This window comes from Erwinia sp. MMLR14_017 (assembly GCF_033657285.1).
Classification (GTDB): Bacteria; Pseudomonadota; Gammaproteobacteria; order Enterobacterales; family Enterobacteriaceae; genus Erwinia.
In genome coordinates, this window is the sequence record NZ_JAWVWP010000004.1 from 285,728 (window position 1) to 305,155 (window position 19,428).

Below are 19,428 nucleotides of genomic sequence, written 5' to 3' on the forward strand. Positions count from 1 at the left end.
AACGATGGATAACTTTCAGAAAGAGATCGACGAGCGGGCAAATCTGGCCTTATCGAATAAATTTGAACTGCTGGTGTTTCGCTTAGGCTCCGATCTCAACGAAGAAAAATCTGAGTTATTCGGTATCAACGTCTTTAAGCTGCGTGAAATTGTTCCCATGACCACTATCACCAAAGCGGCCGGTATGAAGTCGCCGCTGTTGGGAATGGCTAATATCCGTGGACAGTTTATCCCGGTTATCGATCTTCCGGCTGTGGTGGGCTGTACGCCAACAACCGGTCTGAACCTGATCCTGGTAACCGAGTATGCCCGCAGCACGCAGGCCTTCGCCGTGGAGTCTGTTGAAGATATCGTGCGTCTGGACTGGAGCCAGGTGCACGCTGCGGAAGCGGGCGTAAGCAGCCGCAATATCACCAGTATCGCCTGTCTCAACAGCGACAAGCAAAACGTCACTATGGCGTTAGTGCTGGATGTTGAGCAGATCCTGCATGACGTTATCCCTTCGGTGCGTGAAGTGAAAGAGGGCGATATCAAGCTGAAAGAGTTCGCTATCAAACCGGGTTCGGTGGCTATTGTGGCGGAAGATTCAAAAGTGGCTCGCCAGATGCTGGAGCAGGGGCTGAAAGCGATGGGTATCCCGGCGAAGATGCATAACACCGGTCTGGAAGCCTGGGAGCAGATTAAAGTGATGGCGCGGCAGGCTAAAGAAGAAGGCGTCTCGATCCGCGACAAAATTTCCATGGTCCTGACCGATCTGGAAATGCCGGAGATGGACGGCTTTACGCTCACCCGTAATATCAAAAGCGACATTACGCTGCGGGAAATCCCGGTAGTGATCCACTCCTCTTTATCCGGCAGCGCCAACGAAGATCACGTTCGTAAAGTGGGGGCCAATGGCTATGTGGCGAAATTTGAGATCAATCAGCTCTCCGCCGTGATCCACAAAGTGCTGGAAGAAGCGCCTCGCTGATCCGCTGTAAACAAACGGGCTGGCGCAAAAATCAGCCCGTTTGTTATATCAGGCAAGAAGAGTCAGGCTGCCTTTATCTGCTGGCGTTGCAGCAACATAAGCTTGTTGCATCACGACCTTTTCGGCACCGCTGCACAACGACGAAGCCTGAAAAAGCCGGGTTTAGCAAACATAACCAGATTGCCGAGCAGGATCATCAGCAGGCCAATCACCGCGTTGGTATGCCAGACATAACCTTCATAAAGTGTGGAAAGCGTCAGCGCAACCAGCGGAAACAGCAGCGTGCTGTAGGCCGCCTGGCTGGCGCCAATACGCCCCACCAGCGTGAAGTAAGCGCCAAATCCAACCACCGACCCGAAAATGGCCAGATAAAGCAGCGATGCCAGGTAGCGTACTGAGAGGTCGGGAATAAATTGATCGCCGTAAAACAGGCTGATCCCGGCCATTACCAGCGCGCCGTAGAACATGGCATAGGTATTTGTCGAGAGGATCTCCAGCCCTCGCCGCTGGTGGCGGGTGCTGATCATATTCCCCAGCGAAAAGCCAAAGGTGCCCAGTGCGCTAAGGCCAATGCCGGTGAGCAGGGAAGGAGCCATGCTGGTTGCCGCCAGGTCATGCCAGAACAGCGCAACAATACCGATAATACCCAGTGTGGCAGCCGGAAGCAGGTTAGGGTGGGGACGCTGGCGGAAAAACAGCATGCTGTTCAAAGCGTTATAGAGTACTGCCATTGAAAAAATCACCGACTCCAGACCGCTGCTGATATAAGAAGCAGCATGGTAAAAACAGACAAAGTTAAAGCCAAATACGCAGCAGCCCTGCAGCAGGCACCAGAGATGATCGTGCAGACTGATTTTGCGTAACCGCCCCAGCAGCCCCAACACTACCGCCATCGCCAGGGCCGCGACCAGAAAGCGCCAGAAAACAGAAACGGTCACCGACACCACGCCCTGCTGCATCACGATGGCTATCCAGGTCGTCCCCCAAATCACTACCACCAACAGATATAAAAGTCCGTTCATCACTACCTCTTTCGCCGCATCAATAGCGTCAGTATCGGGTGAAGGGCGCGAAGGTGCTTTCACCCCTTTGCGGCGACTTGCAGAATCTTGCGGTTTTTTTTAGCGCAAGGGGGATAAGCGCTGGAGTCTCAACCGGAGGCTACTTACACTGACTCTCTCTATCGCTTCCGGAACTCTTGCTATGTCTTATCAGGCTTTTGAAAACTTGCGTCAGCATCGCACTCGCCTGCAGAACACTATCCAGCTTGGTTCCGGTATCCAACTGGCGGCATGGCGAAATGATTTTGACTGCGTTACGCAGCGTAGCGATCACCATACTCTGAGCCTCTATGTGGATGCAGGTTTCAACACCTGGCATAAAACGCGTACAGGCTGGCAAAACGGTGGTGGACCGGATCGGTTCTGCCTGATGCCGGAAAACAGCGAATCTACCTGGGATATTCGCTCCGAGTTCTCCTTTGTGCATCTCTACTGCACCAACGTGCACCTGCGGCAGCTGGCCGAACAGATATGGGATAAAAGCCCGTCAGCTCTCTCGCTGGATGAGCGTATCTTTGCAGAGGATGAGCGTATTACGCAGCTCTACCGTCACTTTCTGCTGAGCTGCGACTGGCAGCAACCGGCCAATCACCTGATGCTGAGCAGCGCCTCCTCTCTGTTAATGACCCATATTTTGCAACATTACAGTGAGGTGTTGTGGAAGCTGCCTGCCGTTCGCGGTGGCCTGGCGCCCGCCATACTGCGCAATATTGTGGCATTTATAGAAGCGAACCTGGCCTGCTCTTTAACGCTGGCGGAACTGGCTCTGCAGGCCGGACTGAGCGAATTTCACTTCGCCAGAATGTTTAAGCAGTCGCTGAAACTGGCGCCTCATCAATATGTTATGCAGCGAAGAATGGTCAGGGCCGACCAGTTGGTACGGCATACGCTGCAACCGCTGACAGAGATCGCGCTAGCCTGTGGCTTTAACTCTTCCAGCCATTTCAGCAACCGCTTCAAAAGTGTCTATGGCATTACTCCTTCCGCCCTGCGCCGTTGACCTGAAGTTTTTCCTGGTAATAGTTCTGAATCTGGCTAAAAGCTGAACATAAAGGCATTTTTATCACCTTCACCGGTGTACTGTCTCTTTGTCGGGCACTTTATGACAAAGAGATAACAATGGGCGATTACTATTATCTGGAGCAGAAACCGCGCCAGGAAGCTCTCAAAGTTGTCCACCGATCCGGATGCCTGAAGCTAAGTATCCTGAACAGACAAAGAGAGTTTTTAGGCACGTTTTACACTTCAGCAGATGCATTACTTACAGCAAACAAACGGTATGGCAGCAGCCGGTTATGTCCACTCTGCTGCATGAAAAAACAGTGATCTCAGGGCTGCCTCAGGGCAGCCTTTTCTCATGGTTGCCAGGCCCGATGGAGTGCTGTTACTCTGACGCCCCGCTGACAGCGCGGCCCGAATGAAACGGGGCGGCGCACGCCTGAAACAGGATAGTTGATGATTTGGCTGATGCTTGCGACCCTGGTCGTGGTTTTTATCGTTGGATTTCGCGTGCTTAATTCAGAGGCACGACGCGCGACAAAGGCGCTGACAAAACGGCTGAACCTGGAGCCGGTACACGTGGAGTCGCTTATCAGCGCCATGGGCCGAACCGCAGGGGAGGAGTTTGTGCACTATCTGGCCCGTGATAATGAAGCGCATATCGCTAATGGTGCCAGCGTTCTGCTGATCTATCAGGTATTTATTGTGGATGAGTCAGAAGAGAGCCTGCTGTTCTGGCGGGGCGTGCTGCGCAAAGCTTATTTACCTCTTGAACTCAGCAATGAGCATGTTCGTCTGGCTATGACTTTCCTGCGTGAGCTGGAGCCGGATGCTCAGGAGATGCAGGCGTTTCGTCTGCGTTATAACGCCCGTTTTGCTCCCCCTGAAGAGAGCGAACCAGAAAATAACGTTTACTCTCTTCATTCCCGCCTTAATCGCCACTGATTGCCCTCGCTATTTAAATTTCCCCGCCAGCGGGGAAATACAAAGCCGATAATGTTTTTTATTTGTTAATTCAATGTTCATATCAGGTTAAGGTTAAAAACTAACCTCAGACGAGTTTTTTCCATTTATTCAGGGTGGTCATTGTCACGCTAATAAATTATAACCGGGTAATTTGTGCGGAATTTAGCTTCTAATCAGCATAAACGTAAGGGGTAAGCGGTTTTTTTAACCATAACATGGCATTATCATTATCAATATAAAATTTAACAGTGTGATAAAAACTTAACTATATATATGCTGAATTTAAAATTTACATTTTGTAACTCTTGTATCCATAACATTACGCGAAGATTCGTCGATAACGATACTAATTAACTCAAATTACATTTTATTAGCATGTGAGAGTCGTGGTGTTATGCTCCTTCAAAAAGAAACTACCCGTCGTAAGTTTTTAATAGGATCGCTTTTGGCTTTACCGCTGGGCGATATGGTACTTAAGGGAATAACTGCAGCTCAGGCTGCGGAAATGGCCGCCCCTGAATTAGTGGATTATAAACCTGTTTTCTTTAGCGCTGATGAGTGGCAGTTCATCATGGCCGCCTGCGATCGTCTGATCCCTGCTGGCGGCAACGGCAAAGCGCCCGGCGCTCTGGAAACCAACGTGCCGATCTTTATCGATCAGCAGATGCATACCGATATGGGCGCAGAGATCTATATGCAGGGGCCGTTCAATACTAACGCGCCCGCCACTATGGGTTATCAGATCCCGTTCCGTCCGCAGCAGATCTATAAGACCGGTATCAAACTGGTTGAGAGCTGGTGCCAGACAAACCATCAAAAATCCTTCCACGAACTCTCTGATGCGGACAAAGACGCCGTACTGACACAGGTTCAGAAGAACAAGATTAGCTTCTCCGAACTGGGCGAAGGATCGCTGAAAGGATCGCAGTTCTTTAGCGGACTGCTGAGCGATACCAAGCACGGTTACCTCGCCGATCCTATCTACGGCGGAAACAAAGGCATGAAGGCGTGGATCGCCATCGGCTTCCCTGGCGCACGGGCCAGCTTTACCGAATGGGTAAAGCAGCACAACGTGCCTTATCCGCTTGGCCCGGTCAGCCTGTTGGGCTTGCAAGCCTGAGTAAGCTATTTCCGTTTTTTTGAGAGTGATTAATTTAAGATGGCAACTGTAAATAAAGAAGAAGTCGACGTTGTAGTCGTCGGCCTGGGCTGGGCTGGCTCGCTGATGAGCATTGAACTGGCGCTGGCCGGTCTGAAAGTCCGCGCGCTTGAGCGTGGCGGTGACAGGACTTACGAAGATTTCGCCTACCCGAAACCGGCGGATGAATACGCCTACGGCGTGCGTAACAAAGTGATGGCAACCCCGGCTGAAGCTGCCGTTACCGTTCGCTACAACATGAGTGAAACCGCACTGCCAACCCGTAAATGGGGTGCTTTTGCACCGGGCACCGGCGTAGGCGGATCGGGCCTGCACTGGACAGCGGTATTGATCCGTCCAACGCCAACCGATATCAAACTGAAAACCTATGCGGACGAGGCCTACAAGCCGGGCATCCTGCAGGAAGATATGCGCATCATGGACTTCCCCTTCACCTGGGATGAAATTGAGCCGTATTACACCAAATTTGAGAACATCTGCGGTCAGTCCGGCACAACCGGTAACCTGCGTGGGCAGATCCTGGAAGGGGGCGACCCGTTTGAGGGGCCGCGCTCTGCGCCCTATCCTCTGCCAGCGCTGGAAGATACGCTGAACACCACTATGTTCGCCGAAGTGACGAAGAAAATGGGTTATCACCCGTTCCCTAACCCTTCTGCCTGCGTTTCCCGCGCCTGGACTAACCCTTACGGCAACCAGATCGCGCCGTGCAACTACTGCGGCTATTGCAGTAAATATCCTTGCCTGAACTACTCTAAAGCCTCGCCGCAGACTGCGGTAATGGATGCGTTAAAGCGTATGGATAACTTCTCATATGAAGTCCACGCCAACGTAATGAAAGTGGTGCTGCATGATGATAAGAAAACCGCGAAAGGGGTGATCTATATCGATGAGCAGGGCAACGAGTGCTTCCAGCCGGCGAAAATCGTGGTACTGAGCAGCTTCCAGTTCTGTAACGTGCGGCTGATGCTGCTCTCCGGCATTGGCAAACCTTACAACCCAATCACCGAAGAGGGTGTGGTGGGTCGTAACTATGCCTTCCTGAGCAACGGCGGCTCAACGCTGTTCTTTAAAGATAAAAACTTCAACCCGTTTGCCACCGCTGGCGCTACCGGACAGATGTTTAACGATATCTCTCCAGGCAACTTTGATGGCCCATCGCTGGGCTTTATCGGCGGAGCAAAAATCCACAGTTCTCAGGCAACCGGTACGCCAATCAGCACCGCATTGCCTAAAGGCACGCCAACCTGGGGATCGGGCTGGAAAGAGGGGATGGAGGAGTGGTATGGCCATTCCATGAAGATCAGCATCACCACCACCTGCCAGTCCTATCGCGATATCTATCTCGACCTGGATCCGAACTACAAAGATGAGTATGGCTACCCGCTGCTGCGTATGACCTTCGACTGGAAAGAGAATGAACTTAAGCTGCAGCAGTATCTGAAAGGGATCGTGGGAAATATCACCAAAGAGCTTAACCCGGACAGCTACAGCGAAAGCTTCCTGCCGATGGATGCGCACTTTGACCTCACCAAATATGTCTCTACCCACAACGTGGGTGGCGCGGTGATGGGTGATAATCCGAAGACTTCCGCGCTGAACAAATACCTGCAGAGCTGGGATGTCCATAACGTCTTTGTTCCGGGCGGTAATGCGTTCCCGCAGAACTTCCAGGCGAACCCGACCGACACCATTGGCGCAATCACGCTGATGGCGGCACAGGCTATCAAAGATCACTATCTGAAAAATCCCGGTCCACTGGTACAGGCATAAGCGATATGAAGATGAAATTAAAGCGTTTTTTAATCGCCAATGCGGTGCTGCTGGGTGCCGGTTTTATGCAGATGGCGCAGGCAGATGATGCGGCGCTGGTGAAGCAGGGCGAGTACATTTCCCGGTTGGGTGACTGTAGCGCCTGTCACTCACTTCCCGGTAAACCAGCTTTCTCCGGCGGGCTGGCGATTGAGTCGAATCTGGGCACTATTTATTCGACCAACATCACGCCGGACAAAGAGCACGGCATCGGCAACTATACCGAGCAGCAGTTTAATGATGCGGTCCGTAAAGGCTTGCTGCCAGACGGCACGCGTCTTTATCCGGCGATGCCTTATCCTGATTACGCCAAAATCAACGATCAGGATATGCATGCGCTCTACACCTATTTTATGCAGGGTGTAAAGCCCGTTGCGGAAGCCGCGCCTGAAACCGATCTGAGCTTCCCGTTCAGTCAGCGTTGGGGTATGCGGTTCTGGAACTGGGCCTTCGCTACGGACAAGCCGTTCCAGCCTATAGGCGGCGCCTCTGCTGAGGTTAACCGTGGCGCTTATCTGGTTGAAAGCCTGGGGCACTGCGGCAGTTGCCATACGCCTCGTGGTTTCGGCATGAATGAGAAAGCGCTCGACAGCAGCGACAGCAGCTTCCTGGCGGGCGGCAATCTGAACGGTTGGGAAGTGCCTTCACTGCGCGGCCTGCCGCGCTGGACCGAGCAGGAGACGGTGGATTATCTGGCAACCGGACGCAATGATAAAGCCGCTGTGGGTGGCGAGATGACTTCTGTGGTTGAGCACAGTACTTCGCATATGAGTGATGCGGACCTGAAAGCTATTGCGGCCTACGTGAAGTTCCTGGGTGGCAATCCTGCGGCTCCGGCTGCGCAGGAAACGGCAATCAGCCCAACGGAAGCGAAGCTGACGGCAGCCAAAAACCTCTCTGCAGGCGAGCGCCTCTATCTGGATAACTGTGGTGCCTGTCACTTCGTGACCGGTAAAGGTGCGCCAGGCGTGTTCCCTGAGCTGGACCAGGCGACGATTGTTAACGCGAGCGATCCGGGTGGGTTGATTCATACCATTCTTGCCGGTGCGCAGCAGCCTTCCACAGCGAAAGCGCCTTCGACGCTGGCGATGCCAGGGTTTGCTAAACGTCTGAGCGATGATGAAGTGGCGAAGCTGGCTACCTTTATTCGTCAGGGCTGGAGCAACAAAGCCTCTGCCGTTACCGCAGATGAAGTGGCGAAAGTCAGAAAAACGTTGCAAAAATAGGTCCGCCTTGTTTGGGGCATGTTCAGAGAGAGGTGCAATACCTCTCTCTGAAGGACAAATTTAAAGCACGAATGACATTTCGTTATCATATACAGAGAGGCTTAAAGCCTCTCTTTTTTTCTCTTCCTTACGCTATTCCCTTTTTTTCCTCAATCTGTGGCCTGGATCTCGTCGCGACAGCGCCACTCTTATCTGTAATTGTCATGAAGATGTCACGGAACCGACCCGGTTTTCTGTCCACACAGAACCAGCTAAAAACGCTTTCATTCGCCGGGGAGAACATCGTGGTATCGGGGATCAGAACAGCATTTAACGCAGCAACACTGCAAAACGTTCAGCGAACGGGCAGGGTTCAGCAGCGGCAGGGAGCCGTGGTTCAGCAGGAAGTGCGGGCCAGGCAGACGGGTGGTGGCACGCTCGCGGGCCATGCCCGTGAACAGGGCGCGCCAGCAGAAGAGGAGGTTCATCAGGGCAGCAGAGAGCGTGCAACAGGAGGGGGACGTTTTAAAGCCTTCACGCAACATCGGCTTTTCCGCCGCAGCCCGGCGGGCAACAGTGCAAGGAATGCGGTTCCAGCAGCTATCGCCGGACCGGGAACCCTCTCCAGAGCGGAGGGGCAAAATGGCGCAGCAGTTATCGAAATGCAGCCTGTTGATCGACTGAATGTTTCTCTTCCCACCTCGCAGGCGGGCTGGCTGGATCGCGAACTGCAGGCGGGGCTGGATTCTCTTAATGCGCAGCCTCAGGCGCAAAATAACGCACCGAGCGCTCAGCCCTCCGCGCAGGAGGTATCAGCGCCTGCTCAACCTTCACTCCCGCCCGCGCAGCCCGGCAATCAGCATGCCGCTCCGTCGCCTGATGTGGCGACCTCGCCAGTCACTCTTCGTCTGGACAGCAAACGCCAGCTTCTGGTTGCGGCTCCGGCAACGCGCAACCCTCAGAGTGCCTTAATCAGGCAAACGCTGGGCCACGCCAAAATGCACTATCAAAGCGTGGCCGCCAGTGCCGACAGGCAGCAGCACACCCTGCTGGATGACAGCGGTCGGCTTCTTTCACTGCACTCCTCCCCCGGCAGTCTCATCGGGTTAGCGCACAGTAAAGCGGAACCAGGGTGGCAGCGGGAAGAGACGCCGGGAACCACCTTCCCGAGACGACGTCCCGCGGTAGTAACCGACCATGCGCTGACTCTGAGTGAGGATCAACAAAAGGTGCGGATCAACCGTAACGGCGCGCCTGCAGGGCGTCCTGCTAGCGAGATCTCGCTGCCCGATAAGGGGATACTCAGCCAGCTTTCTGGCGTTTATCAGCAGACAACAGCCAGCGGTACGGCGCAGTTTCGCCTGCATAAAGATAAACTCTGGCAGATGACGTCGCAGGAGGAGGGGTGGAAGCAGGCAGAGTCTCCGCTGCTGGATAAAGAGAAGGATCAGTCAAAACTCACCCGTCAGGCTGATAATGCTCTTTACCTGGTCCATGACAGCCACCATCTGCACAATCTGCAAACCCAGACGCAAAGCCCGCGTTTCGAAGAGAAAATCAGCCACTTTTCCGTTGCGCAGGATGGCCAGGCGCTGCTGCTGCTGACCGGGGAAGAGAGCAAAGAGCAAAGTGTGAAATGGCTGGCCCGTGCAGAGAGTCCTGCAGAGACGCATCGTACGCTTAACCTCTTTCCATCCGGCACCACGCTGGCAAGCCTGACCCAAACTCCCAGCCAGGTAATTGCTGCCGATCATAACGGTCGTCTGTTGGTTGCCAGCCGCCCCGGCACGCAGAGGACGGCGCTGGATTTCGGCAGGGAAGAGAACCAGGTATTGCGTAATCAGCTGCACCAGCAAATTGCGGCGGTGACGGGCGATCGCTTTCACGTCACTGACTTTATCCAGGGAGAAGGCGGGCGTCTGCATGCGCTGGTGAAAGATGGCATGGATCGGCAGCATGCCATAGCGCTGAACCTCACGCCGCGTCAGCCAGAGGCTGCTTCGGCCTGGAATCTCAGCGACAGCCTGGTGATGGACTTTCAGAAAGGGCTGCCGTCGGTTTCGCCCGGCCGGATGGATGTGGTGAATATCGGCATGGCGGGCAAACTGGCCCTGCAGGAGGGCAAAGTCCATTTCTTTAATGAAACCACCCGCCAGTGGGAAGCTTCAGAAGTAAAGGCGGATCGTCTTATCGCCGGGCAGGATGGTCAGGCCTGGGTGCTGAAAGATAATCAGATCAAGCGCCTTAAGGTGAATCTCTCCAGTAACAAACTCAACTTTAACCAAAATGTTTTTGCTCTTCATCAGGTTAAGAAAAGCGTCAGCGACGAGCTGGCGCTGCCCGGCCTGGATAAAAATCAGAAAACGCTGGCCGCTGCGGTGCTGGACAGCGGGCGATACCTGACACTACAGGAGAGCGGCGAGGTGCATTTCCATCAGGTAGACAGCGAAAGCCGCCGCGACAAAAAAATGACGGTTACGCTGAGCCATCAGGCGCTGAGCCAGGCGATGAACCGGCCAGTAAACCTTATCGACTCGCGTCAGCCTCTCCTGGAGCACAAGCTGACCGATATCGCCACGGGGCCGGACAATCAGCTGTTTCTGCTGAGCGACAAAGGCAAGCTTTTCAGCCTGCCGCAGCAGGCGTGGGAAAAGGGGCAGCTTTCGCCAATGCGTGAAGAGAGGATGCCAGCACTGCCAGCTGGCGATGAGGCCGCTTTCGGCGAACCTGGCGAAGCGGCGAAGCCAAAGAAGCTCCATGGCAATCAGAAAGGCTCTCTGCTGTTAGAGATGGATAACGGCAAGATGCTGAGGCTGAACGCAGGTAGCTGGGAACGCCTGAGTGGCGACCATTCGCCTGGCGTACAGGAGGCAGAAAGTCTGGCAGACCAGCATTACGATCGGCTGAGCGCGGCCACCCGTGACGCAAAATTAGGGAAAACCGGGCTGACCTTCAAACGTGAAGTTAACACCTTTGGGCAGTCCGGTCATGATGGTCATAAAGTTCATACGCCTTTCCGGACGCGCCTCAGCACCTTTGTTTTTCGCCCGACCATGGCGACCCCCCGACCGCTAAAGAATATGGGGCATCTGATTCAGCATGCCCACGGCGGCAGGCAGGGGCTCTCAGTGATTTATCAGCAGCAACAGCAGCAGATGCGGGATCTTAACCAGCACTTACAGCGGCTACAGCGTTTTAAGGCGCCGGGCGCGCTCAGACCGGAAGAGCCATTGAGCCTGAAGCTTAAAACCCTTGCCGCCAAACCTGACCTGCCCGACTGGTTCGGCGAAATGCAGAAATTTAACACCACGCTGGCCGACAGCGCAGCCCATCAGGCTCGCCTGTTACAGCAGCATTACGGTAAGCCTTCGGGCGGGATAAAGGAGCAGCTTGCTTCAGTGACCGGCCGCATGAATCCGGCCAGCACCCAGCGTGAAGATTTAACCACAAAACTGACCCAGCTGTTCTCATTACAGCCCAGCGGCAAAGGGAATCTGGCGCAGCTGGCGCTCTCCTCGCTACAGAGTGAAGGCGTCCAGCTTTCGCACCAGAAACCCACGGAAGAGATCCCCCTCGGCCTGCATCGTGATAAACATGACACCATGGGACTGATCAAATCACGTCTGATCCTTGACGGACTGACTAACGCCAAAATGCACGATCTCACCGGACGGCTCGCCACAGCAATGGCGCTGCAGGGCGAGACCCGTGAAAAAGCGTTAAATGCCCTGGGCAGGGAGTTTCGCGAGCTGCGGGAAAGCGAATGGGAAGGCAATCCACTTAAGCAGGTTACCAGCCAGGGTTTTACCGGTAACGACAAGTTGGAGTCCAATTACGATGCCATCAAGTCCATGACTAAAGCCTTCACTAAAGAGAATCATGCCATGAATGTCACCACCCGTACGGTGATGCAGGCTGAAGATCAGCAGACGCTGGCTCGCCGTATGGAGGGGACGGTGCTGTCGATGGAGAAGGGGGAGAGCATCTCATTCAGCCGGGCTTATGGCGCGGCCACCACCATCACCGGGGTGCCAGGTACCCAGGTGATAGCTGGCGTGGGCGGCAGGGGCAATATCGATCGCGGCTACAGCATGAGCCTGACGCGAGGCGAAGGCGGCGTCACGGTCAGCTTCGGCCGTGACGGCGGCGGCGGCGTGACAGCCTTCAGCGGGTTTGGCTATAACCTGTTGACCGATTTTATGCAGGACTCTGCGCATACCGTGCCGATCGATCATGAGCGCAATCTGGCTCCGGCAGTGCGTCTTGGCGGCGTGATCTCGGCAACGCCGCTCGATGTGAAAAAGCAGAACAGCATCAGTTTCGACATCACCGAAGCGGAGCTTCCTGCTTTTATTCAGGGGCTGACCGAAGGAACGCTGGATCCGCTGACGCTGATGAATCGTGGCATCAACCACAGCGTTAAGCATGGCGATGTGATGAACGTCAGCCTGGATGCCAACGCGGCGGCCCTGGCCTCTGCCGGCATTCCGCTGACCAGCAAGCATGAGAAGGAGACGCCCGCCAGCGTCCGGGTAGGTGGCGGCGCTTATGCCGGGGTAAACGTCCTTTCAGGAACCCGCGAGCGCGGGACTACCAGCAAAGAGGAGAGCAGCACCTTCAGCCGCAGCAACAATCGCCCGCGCGGCTTAAATAAAGCCTCTGTCGGGGCTAACTTTGCGCTGCCCTTAGGGGTGCTGGTAAGAGGCGACGACGGGCGCTTGCCGCTCTTCGCCGGTCCTGCTGCCAGCGTTCAGCTCTCTATCGATAACCGCACCAAACAGAGCCTGTCGCTGGAGACAAAAAATGCCCGTCCTCTTGAGCCGGTGCATATCGACAAACTCATGGAAACATTGGGAAAAACCTTCAGCGATCCCGCCAGCGCCGGGCTGCTGGAAAAACTCAAGGACAAAAGCGATGACGAACAGACGGTTCCCTTTACGCCCCGGCAAAAGCTCGACAGACTGGTAGCGCATTTTGCTCCACGCGACCGAACCATGCTCAATAATGGGCAGCAGGCGGTACTACGGGATCTTGATAAGCATCTTCGGCAGCAAAAAGCGGCGGAGCAGGGCAAGAGACTGCTGCAAAACGGCGAGTACCAGACCACCTATGCCAATCTCAGTAAGGTCAACAGCAATGACCTGTGGCACCAGCTTTCTCACCTGCTTGATGGTCAGCTGAATGCCAGCAACGCCACCAAAATCCGTGAGTTGATGAGCAGCGATCATCAGCTCCAGTCGCTGATTGCCACCCTGCAGGATAACGTCAGCACCGACGCTACCGTCACGCTGGAGCTGAAAGATGACGTCAGGGAGCAGCTTGAGCAGCGCTGGCTGGAACAGGGCAACAGCCCGGAGGAGATGATGGCAGAGTTGACCAACCGCGATAATCTGCGGCTGAAATCGATCGCTTTTACCAAATCGCAGATCAAAACGGATGGTTTTGCCACCCCCGCTTTTCTGCTGGGCGGCTCCAATAACGCCTCCGTCTCTATGAAACGTAACCTGGGAAAAATCACTTTCAGCTACGGAGAGAACCAGAACACGCCAACCCAGTACGCGCTGGATGGGCGCATTGCCAAAGCTACCACAGAACTTGCCGCCGCCTTGCAGCAAGGGCAGGAAAACGATTTTGTACTCAAGGGATAATCATGTCAGCGACTGAACAGCTTAACCATTTTCTGCATTTTTATGGCCGCAAGATAGGGGCGCAGTTGAGTTTAAAGCAGGGGGTATGCGCCCTGTTTGATAACCACCATCAGGAGGTGGCGATTGTAGAGCTGCCGCAGGGGAGCGACAGCGTGCTCTTTCATTGCAGGATCGAGACGTTACAAGGCGATGCCGCTCCGCAGATGCTGAAAACGCTGCTTGCGCTGAATTTCGAGATGAATGCCATGCGGGGATGCTGGCTGGCACTGGACGCTGAGGAGAGCCTGAGGCTGTGCAGCCAGCTTGCCGTGGCGACCCTGGATGAGAGGCTGTTCACACAAAGCCTGCAGGGATTTATTCTGCAGGCGCAGCAGGTCAGGGAATTTATCGTGGAGGTCGTTCAGGCAGCGTGAGCCGCCTTAACACAAATCATTGCCGTCAACCAGCTCCTTAATCCATTCATAGTGTTAAGGAAGTGATAAGAAGGAGTAAAATAGCGTAAGTCTCTGGGTTTTAAGACATTTGGAACTATGTTTCCGGGTCAGAGTAGCCGATAGTCTCCTTCAGCGGCGCAACAGAAGCCGTGAGCAAAATGAGGACAGACCCATGAAAAAAACGACTCTGGCACTTTTAATGACCGTCTTTACAGCGAGCACCCTGTTCTCTCCCCTGAGCCAGGCTGAAGGGCCTCCGGGACAGCAGTGGCATCAGCAGGGTGGTCATGACGGGCACGGCGGCCATGATGGTCACGGTGCTCCAGGTCGTGGCCCGGACCATGGACATGATGGCCGTGGCGACTATCATGGTCATGACGATCGTGGACGGGGTCCCGATCGTCATTATGAATCGCGTGACCGCTTTGCCTGGCAGGGCCATGACTTCCGTCGTGGGGAACGCATGCCGCCACGCTTCCGCGGTGACGATTATCGCGTGAGTAACTGGCACGAGCGTGGTCTGCGTGAGCCGCCTCGTGGTGAACACTGGGCTTACATTGACGGCAACTATGTGCTGATTGCCGCAGCGACCGGCATCATTACCTCTATCCTGCTGAATAACGCCTTCAACTAAGTTTCCCGGACGGCTGGTACAGCTTGTGCCAGCCGTTTTACCGTTTTAATTCCCTCTTCGCTCGCCTTTATCGCCGCGCTGATGAATATAATTTAATCAGGGTAAAGTTTATCCTCTTCACTACCGATAACCTCAACTAAGGCCGTTCTCTGGCCTTGATTCCAGCTTCGATTCGACCCGGCTTTCATCCAATGGGTGAGGGACGCTGTCCGTCAGCTATTTAAAAGCAAGCCAGTCATTGATGTTGAGGTTCCCGCATGAGTATCACCAAAAGATTGTTCTCTATTTTTTCCCTGCTTGCGCTGGCTATGTGTTTACTGGCCGGTTTTTCTCTGTATGCCATCACTGGGTTCCAGGCCAGATTTGAATATGTTCAGCGGAATGCTATTCCAAGTATCAAAGATTTGGATAAGACCATCAGCACCGCCAGCAAGCTCAATGTAGCGCTCTATGAGCATCAGAGCGAAACGGAGAGCGGGAAACAGAATCTGGCGGAGAAAAAGATCGACGGTCTGATCGCCGATCTTAAAACGCAGGTGAATTACTATCTGGCAAACGATGTGTCTAACGAGCGGGATAAAGAGATGAGCGAAGGCGCGCTGGCCGATATCGTGGCTATTCAGAGCGTACTGCCGGGGTACATTACCGCATCCCTGGCGCACAGTGATGCCGTCACGCTGCCGATGTTACAGGGTGAAGCGGGCATTGGCGCTGCGGTGCGTAAATTAACGCAAGATCTTAAGTCGCAGATTGAGTTCAATATTCAACTGGGTGAAGAGCTGCGTAAAGTAAATAATGCTCTCTACTCCCGCGTGTTCTGGGGGCTGCTGAGCTTTTCTGCCGTGGTGATCCTGCTGATGGGGGCGCTGGCCTGCAAAACCATTTTTGGCGTTCGCCGCAGCCTGAATAATATTCAGCAGGTGATGGTGGAAACCAGTGAGTCGCTGGATCTGACCCGCAAGGCTGACGACCGCCGTAGCGATGAAATTGGTAAAACCGCCTTTGCTTTTAACGCCCTGATGGGGCGCGTGGCCGCAGCGATGACCGCAGTAACCGCTTCTGCCCAGTCGGTGAGTTCGGCCTCCACGCAGATTGCTGCCGGTAACGAAGATCTCTCTGCGCGGACAGAAGAGCAGGCTGCTTCGCTTGAGCAAACCTCTGCCAGCATGAGCGCGCTCAATGATACGGTGAAGCAGAGCGCTGAAAATGCCAAACAGGCCAGCCTGTTGGCGAGCAACGCCAACGAGATGGCGGAACAGAGCGGCAATGCGGTATCGGCGATGGTCAACACCATGGACAACATCAAAGCCAGCTCCAGCAAGATTTCCGATATTACCGGCCTGATTGAAGGGATCGCTTTCCAGACCAATATTCTGGCACTGAACGCAGCGGTAGAAGCTGCCCGTGCCGGTGAACAGGGTCGTGGCTTCGCCGTGGTGGCCAGCGAGGTCAGAAATCTTGCTCAGCGTTCTTCAACCGCAGCGAAAGAGATCAAGGATCTGATTGTCACCTCTGCGCAGCTGGTGCAGAGCGGTGCCGTTCAGGTGGCGAACGTTGGGGATAATATGGCCAAAGTGCAGGGATCTATCCGCCAGGTTGCTGACATCGTAGGTGAGATGGCCGCCGCCACTTCGGAACAGAGCCAGGGTATTGAACAGGTGCACCTTGCCGTAGGCCAGATGGATAGCGTCACCCAGCAAAACGCCGCCCTGGTGGAGCAGGCTTCTGCTGCGTCGCAATCGTTGCAGGAGCAGGCGATTACGCTTAGCAATCTGGTCGGCGCCTTTAAAGTCCAGAGCGGCAGCACGATGCCAGCGGTAAAACAGCCTGCACTGGCGAAACCGCTGTCTAAACCTGCAATGCTTAAAGCTGAACTGGCAACGGATAACTGGAGTTCGTTCTGATCCTCAGCAACGTTGAGGATCTGCGCCCGCTCTGAAGAAAAGGCGCTTTCAGCCGTACGCCGGGTTATCCCCCATGGCCACAACGTTTTTCCGGCAGTAACAAAAAGGCCCCGCCAGCGTCTGGCGGGGCCTTTTTACGTTCCTCTTAACAGAGAAGAGAGGTTACTGATGCGTGATGATGGAGGTGATCACGCCAGTAGCAACCGCAATCAGCACGTAGTTGCCGTTGACGTTCTGCCAGCGATGACCAGCCGGTGGCGCTTTCAGACCACGTTTATGCCAGTCGGTAACCTGATAACTTTTACCACGATACTTCTCCGGAAGCGGACGGCCACGGTGGAAATCTGCATGGTGCGACTGCTGATGGTTTGGCTGCTGGTGCTGCGGTTCACGATGCTCAGCCTGGCGAGGCTGTGCGTTATGCTCCTGGGGCTGGCCATGCTGCTGCTGGCCGCCCTCTGGTGGCCGTTTCACCGACTGCTCGCCATGGCCCTGCTGCGGACCCTCCGCAAATGCGCCCAGGCTGGTGGTGGCAAACAGCAGCGCAGAAAGGATAACAATGCCTGATTTTTTCATCTTTTTTCCCTTGTTGGTATCGCCCAACTTTTTGTTGATAAAGCCAATTTGGCGGGTTAGCTGCCGAAGAACAAGATGAATAATCTTAAGAACAGCGCCCTTAACGCTAAATTTACGCTTAGCTTGCAAAAAGCTGACTAAGCGTGGGCGCTAGCCGCCACCTTCACGCACAAAATCGATAAAGGCGCGCAGGGGGGCAGGGATCAGACGGCGGTCAGGATAGTAGAGCCAGGGGCCGGGAAAGGTCAGCCACCAGGGCTGCATGACGGGTTCAAGCTTACCGCTCTCAAGCAGAGGCTTTAGCCACTCTTCAAACAGGTAGATTATTCCTCCGCCCGCAACAGCGGTATCCACGGCTAAATCCATGCCGCTGCCGATACTTACCAGTAGCTGGCCTCCAGGTTTTACCTTTAGCCGCTCGCCCTCTTTTTCAAATTCCCATTCCGGTACCACGCCGCTGGCGAAACGACCACGAATACAGCGGTGCTGTATCAGCTCGTGCGGGTGGGTGGGGCGTCCAGCCTGGTCGAGATAGGCCGGAGAGGCAGCCAGGGCGAAACGCTGCTGGCGCGGGCCGATGGGAAGGGCTATCACATCCTGCTCCAGCGTTTCGTCATAGCGGATCCCCGCGTCACATCCGTCGCGGAAGACATCCTGAACGTTGCTCTCCGCTACCACTTCCAGTTGAATATCCGGATAGCGGGCCAGGAAGGCGGGTACCAGAGCGGGCAGGATCAGCCGGGATGCGCTGACCGGCACGTTGAGCCTTAACGTGCCTGCGGGTGTTTCACGGAAACGATTAATATCATCCAGCGCAGATTCCACCTCGTTCATGGCGGGCAGCAGCCGTTCCATCAGCGATCTGCCAACCTCGGTCAGCGCTACGGTTCGGGTCGTGCGGTGAAACAGCCTGACGCCGAGCTGCTGTTCCGCGCGCCGCACCGCATCGCTCAGACGGGAGGAATTACTGCCGGTAACGCGTGCGGCTTCACGAAAGCCCCCCGCTTTAGCCACCGCCACCACAGCATGCAACAGCGTGATATCCAGCTTCATTGTCCGTCTCTCCGTACAGTGTGTCGTTATTTTACCGGATAGTTGCACAGTAACGGGGTCGCTACAATCAGTGGGTCACTTACTCAGGAGATCTGCTATGACTGTTTCACTTACTTATACGCTCGGCGATCGACAGCTTAACCGGATGGGCTATGGCGCCATGCAACTCGCTGGTCCTGGCGTTTTTGGCCCTCCTTCAGACCAGGCGGCTGCCCTGGAAGTCCTGCGTGCCGCCGTAGCGTCCGGCGTTGAAATGATCGATACGTCCGACTTTTACGGTCCGCATATCACTAACCAGCTGATCAAAAAAGCGCTGCACCCTTATGGCAGCTCGCTCGCTCTGGTTACCAAAGTGGGCTGCCGTCGGGATGAAAAAGGGGGCTGGCTTCCCGCTTTTAGTGCGCAAGAGCTGACCCGTGCGGTGGAGGAGAACCTGCAAAACCTGGGGCTGGAGAGGCTGGAGGTCGTCAACCTGCGCAGTATGTTAAACGTGCATAAACCGCAGGAAGGCTCTCTTGAGGCGCCGCTGGAAGCGTTACTGCAACTGAAAGAGCGTGGCCTGATCCGCCACATTGGGTTAAGCAACGTTACGGCAAAACAGGTTGAAGATGCTCAGCGGATGACGCCGATCGCCTGCGTGCAGAATCTCTATAACCTGGCGAACCGGCAGGATGATGAGCTGGTGGAAACGCTGGCGAAACAGGGTATCGCTTATGTGCCGTTCTTCCCGCTGGGTGGATTTACGCCGTTGCAGTCTGCCGGGTTGTCTGACGTCGCTCAGGAGCTAAAGGCGACGCCAATGCAGGTAGCGCTGGCCTGGCTGTTGCAGCGCTCGCCAAATATTATGTTGATCCCCGGCACCTCTTCGGTGGCGCATCTGCAGGAAAATATGGCGGCTGTCAGGCTGACTTTACCTGCTCAGGCGCTTGAAAGACTAAACGAAATGGGCTGAGCCTTGGATGTGAGAGAAATGACGTCCGGAAGGCAACCCGGACGCCATATTTTATCAA

14 protein-coding genes are annotated in these 19,428 nt (G+C 54.8%); 11 read left to right on the forward strand and 3 right to left on the reverse strand.

Annotated features, from left to right (window positions below; translation table 11 throughout):
* Window positions 1–4 precede the first annotated feature (4 nt).
* Entirely contained in the window at window positions 5–970 is a 966-nt protein-coding gene (locus SD961_RS08995) for a chemotaxis protein (protein WP_318790035.1), read from the forward strand.
* Window positions 971–1,080: 110 nt separating this feature from the next.
* On the opposite strand, the gene SD961_RS09000 is transcribed toward SD961_RS08995, so the two are convergent.
* Window positions 1,081–1,992, reverse strand: a complete 912-nt coding sequence (locus tag SD961_RS09000) for a DMT family transporter (protein WP_318790168.1) — start codon at window positions 1,990–1,992, stop codon at window positions 1,081–1,083.
* A gap of 181 nt (window positions 1,993–2,173) precedes the next feature.
* On the opposite strand from SD961_RS09000, the gene SD961_RS09005 reads away from it, so the two are divergent.
* From SD961_RS09005 to SD961_RS09045, 9 genes are all read left to right on the forward strand, one after another.
* Complete coding sequence (locus tag SD961_RS09005; RefSeq protein ID WP_318790036.1) at window positions 2,174–3,031, forward strand: AraC family transcriptional regulator; 858 nt, start codon at window positions 2,174–2,176, stop codon at window positions 3,029–3,031.
* A 455-nt stretch (window positions 3,032–3,486) separates the two neighbouring features.
* Window positions 3,487–3,975 carry a DUF1198 family protein gene (locus SD961_RS09010; protein WP_318790037.1) on the forward strand — a complete coding sequence of 163 codons (489 nt, stop codon included), beginning with the start codon at window positions 3,487–3,489 and terminating at the stop codon, window positions 3,973–3,975.
* A gap of 415 nt (window positions 3,976–4,390) precedes the next feature.
* Window positions 4,391–5,116, forward strand: a complete 726-nt coding sequence (locus SD961_RS09015; RefSeq protein WP_318790038.1) for a gluconate 2-dehydrogenase subunit 3 family protein — start codon at window positions 4,391–4,393, stop codon at window positions 5,114–5,116.
* A 39-nt stretch (window positions 5,117–5,155) separates the two neighbouring features.
* Window positions 5,156–6,925 carry a GMC family oxidoreductase gene (locus tag SD961_RS09020; protein ID WP_318790039.1) on the forward strand — a complete coding sequence of 590 codons (1,770 nt, stop codon included), beginning with the start codon at window positions 5,156–5,158 and terminating at the stop codon, window positions 6,923–6,925.
* An 11-nt stretch (window positions 6,926–6,936) separates the two neighbouring features.
* Window positions 6,937–8,190, forward strand: a complete 1,254-nt coding sequence (locus SD961_RS09025; protein WP_318790169.1) for a cytochrome c — start codon at window positions 6,937–6,939, stop codon at window positions 8,188–8,190.
* A gap of 203 nt (window positions 8,191–8,393) precedes the next feature.
* On the forward strand, window positions 8,394–13,817 hold the full coding sequence (locus tag SD961_RS09030; protein ID WP_318790040.1) for an AvrE-family type 3 secretion system effector: 5,424 nt from the start codon (window positions 8,394–8,396) through the stop codon (window positions 13,815–13,817).
* 2 nt (window positions 13,818–13,819) lie between these two features.
* Entirely contained in the window at window positions 13,820–14,230 is a 411-nt protein-coding gene (locus tag SD961_RS09035) for a type III secretion system chaperone (RefSeq protein ID WP_318790041.1), read from the forward strand.
* Window positions 14,231–14,423: 193 nt separating this feature from the next.
* A complete protein-coding gene (locus SD961_RS09040) occupies window positions 14,424–14,885 on the forward strand; it encodes an RcnB family protein (RefSeq protein WP_318790042.1) in 462 nt (153 codons plus the stop codon).
* Window positions 14,886–15,142: 257 nt separating this feature from the next.
* Window positions 15,143–16,789, forward strand: coding sequence for a methyl-accepting chemotaxis protein (locus tag SD961_RS09045; RefSeq protein WP_318790043.1), 1,647 nt, complete (start codon window positions 15,143–15,145; stop codon window positions 16,787–16,789).
* Window positions 16,790–16,951: 162 nt separating this feature from the next.
* Here SD961_RS09045 and SD961_RS09050 read toward each other — a convergent pair whose 3' ends face one another.
* Both SD961_RS09050 and SD961_RS09055 read right to left on the reverse strand, forming a co-directional pair.
* The gene (locus SD961_RS09050) at window positions 16,952–17,365 is read right to left on the reverse strand and encodes an RcnB family protein (protein ID WP_318790044.1); all 414 of its coding nucleotides are present in this window, start codon (window positions 17,363–17,365) and stop codon (window positions 16,952–16,954) included.
* Window positions 17,366–17,515: 150 nt separating this feature from the next.
* Window positions 17,516–18,418, reverse strand: coding sequence for a LysR family transcriptional regulator (locus SD961_RS09055; protein ID WP_318790046.1), 903 nt, complete (start codon window positions 18,416–18,418; stop codon window positions 17,516–17,518).
* A 97-nt stretch (window positions 18,419–18,515) separates the two neighbouring features.
* On the opposite strand from SD961_RS09055, the gene SD961_RS09060 reads away from it, so the two are divergent.
* Window positions 18,516–19,370, forward strand: a complete 855-nt coding sequence (locus SD961_RS09060) for an aldo/keto reductase family oxidoreductase (protein WP_318790047.1) — start codon at window positions 18,516–18,518, stop codon at window positions 19,368–19,370.
* The last annotated feature ends 58 nt before the right edge of the window (window positions 19,371–19,428 follow it).

Excerpts from the sequence above, each read along its gene's own strand:
- SD961_RS08995 (WP_318790035.1), top strand. The coding sequence starts at position 5 with ATGGATAACTTTCAGAAAGAGATCGACGAGCGGGCAAATCTGGCCTTA.
- SD961_RS09000 (WP_318790168.1), bottom strand. The coding sequence starts at position 1,992 with ATGAACGGACTTTTATATCTGTTGGTGGTAGTGATTTGGGGGACGACC.
- SD961_RS09005 (WP_318790036.1), top strand. The coding sequence starts at position 2,174 with ATGTCTTATCAGGCTTTTGAAAACTTGCGTCAGCATCGCACTCGCCTG.
- SD961_RS09010 (WP_318790037.1), top strand. The coding sequence starts at position 3,487 with ATGATTTGGCTGATGCTTGCGACCCTGGTCGTGGTTTTTATCGTTGGA.
- SD961_RS09015 (WP_318790038.1), top strand. The coding sequence starts at position 4,391 with ATGCTCCTTCAAAAAGAAACTACCCGTCGTAAGTTTTTAATAGGATCG.
- SD961_RS09020 (WP_318790039.1), top strand. The coding sequence starts at position 5,156 with ATGGCAACTGTAAATAAAGAAGAAGTCGACGTTGTAGTCGTCGGCCTG.
- SD961_RS09025 (WP_318790169.1), top strand. The coding sequence starts at position 6,937 with ATGAAATTAAAGCGTTTTTTAATCGCCAATGCGGTGCTGCTGGGTGCC.
- SD961_RS09030 (WP_318790040.1), top strand. The coding sequence starts at position 8,394 with ATGAAGATGTCACGGAACCGACCCGGTTTTCTGTCCACACAGAACCAG.
- SD961_RS09035 (WP_318790041.1), top strand. The coding sequence starts at position 13,820 with ATGTCAGCGACTGAACAGCTTAACCATTTTCTGCATTTTTATGGCCGC.
- SD961_RS09040 (WP_318790042.1), top strand. The coding sequence starts at position 14,424 with ATGAAAAAAACGACTCTGGCACTTTTAATGACCGTCTTTACAGCGAGC.
- SD961_RS09045 (WP_318790043.1), top strand. The coding sequence starts at position 15,143 with ATGAGTATCACCAAAAGATTGTTCTCTATTTTTTCCCTGCTTGCGCTG.
- SD961_RS09050 (WP_318790044.1), bottom strand. The coding sequence starts at position 17,365 with ATGAAAAAATCAGGCATTGTTATCCTTTCTGCGCTGCTGTTTGCCACC.
- SD961_RS09055 (WP_318790046.1), bottom strand. The coding sequence starts at position 18,418 with ATGAAGCTGGATATCACGCTGTTGCATGCTGTGGTGGCGGTGGCTAAA.
- SD961_RS09060 (WP_318790047.1), top strand. The coding sequence starts at position 18,516 with ATGACTGTTTCACTTACTTATACGCTCGGCGATCGACAGCTTAACCGG.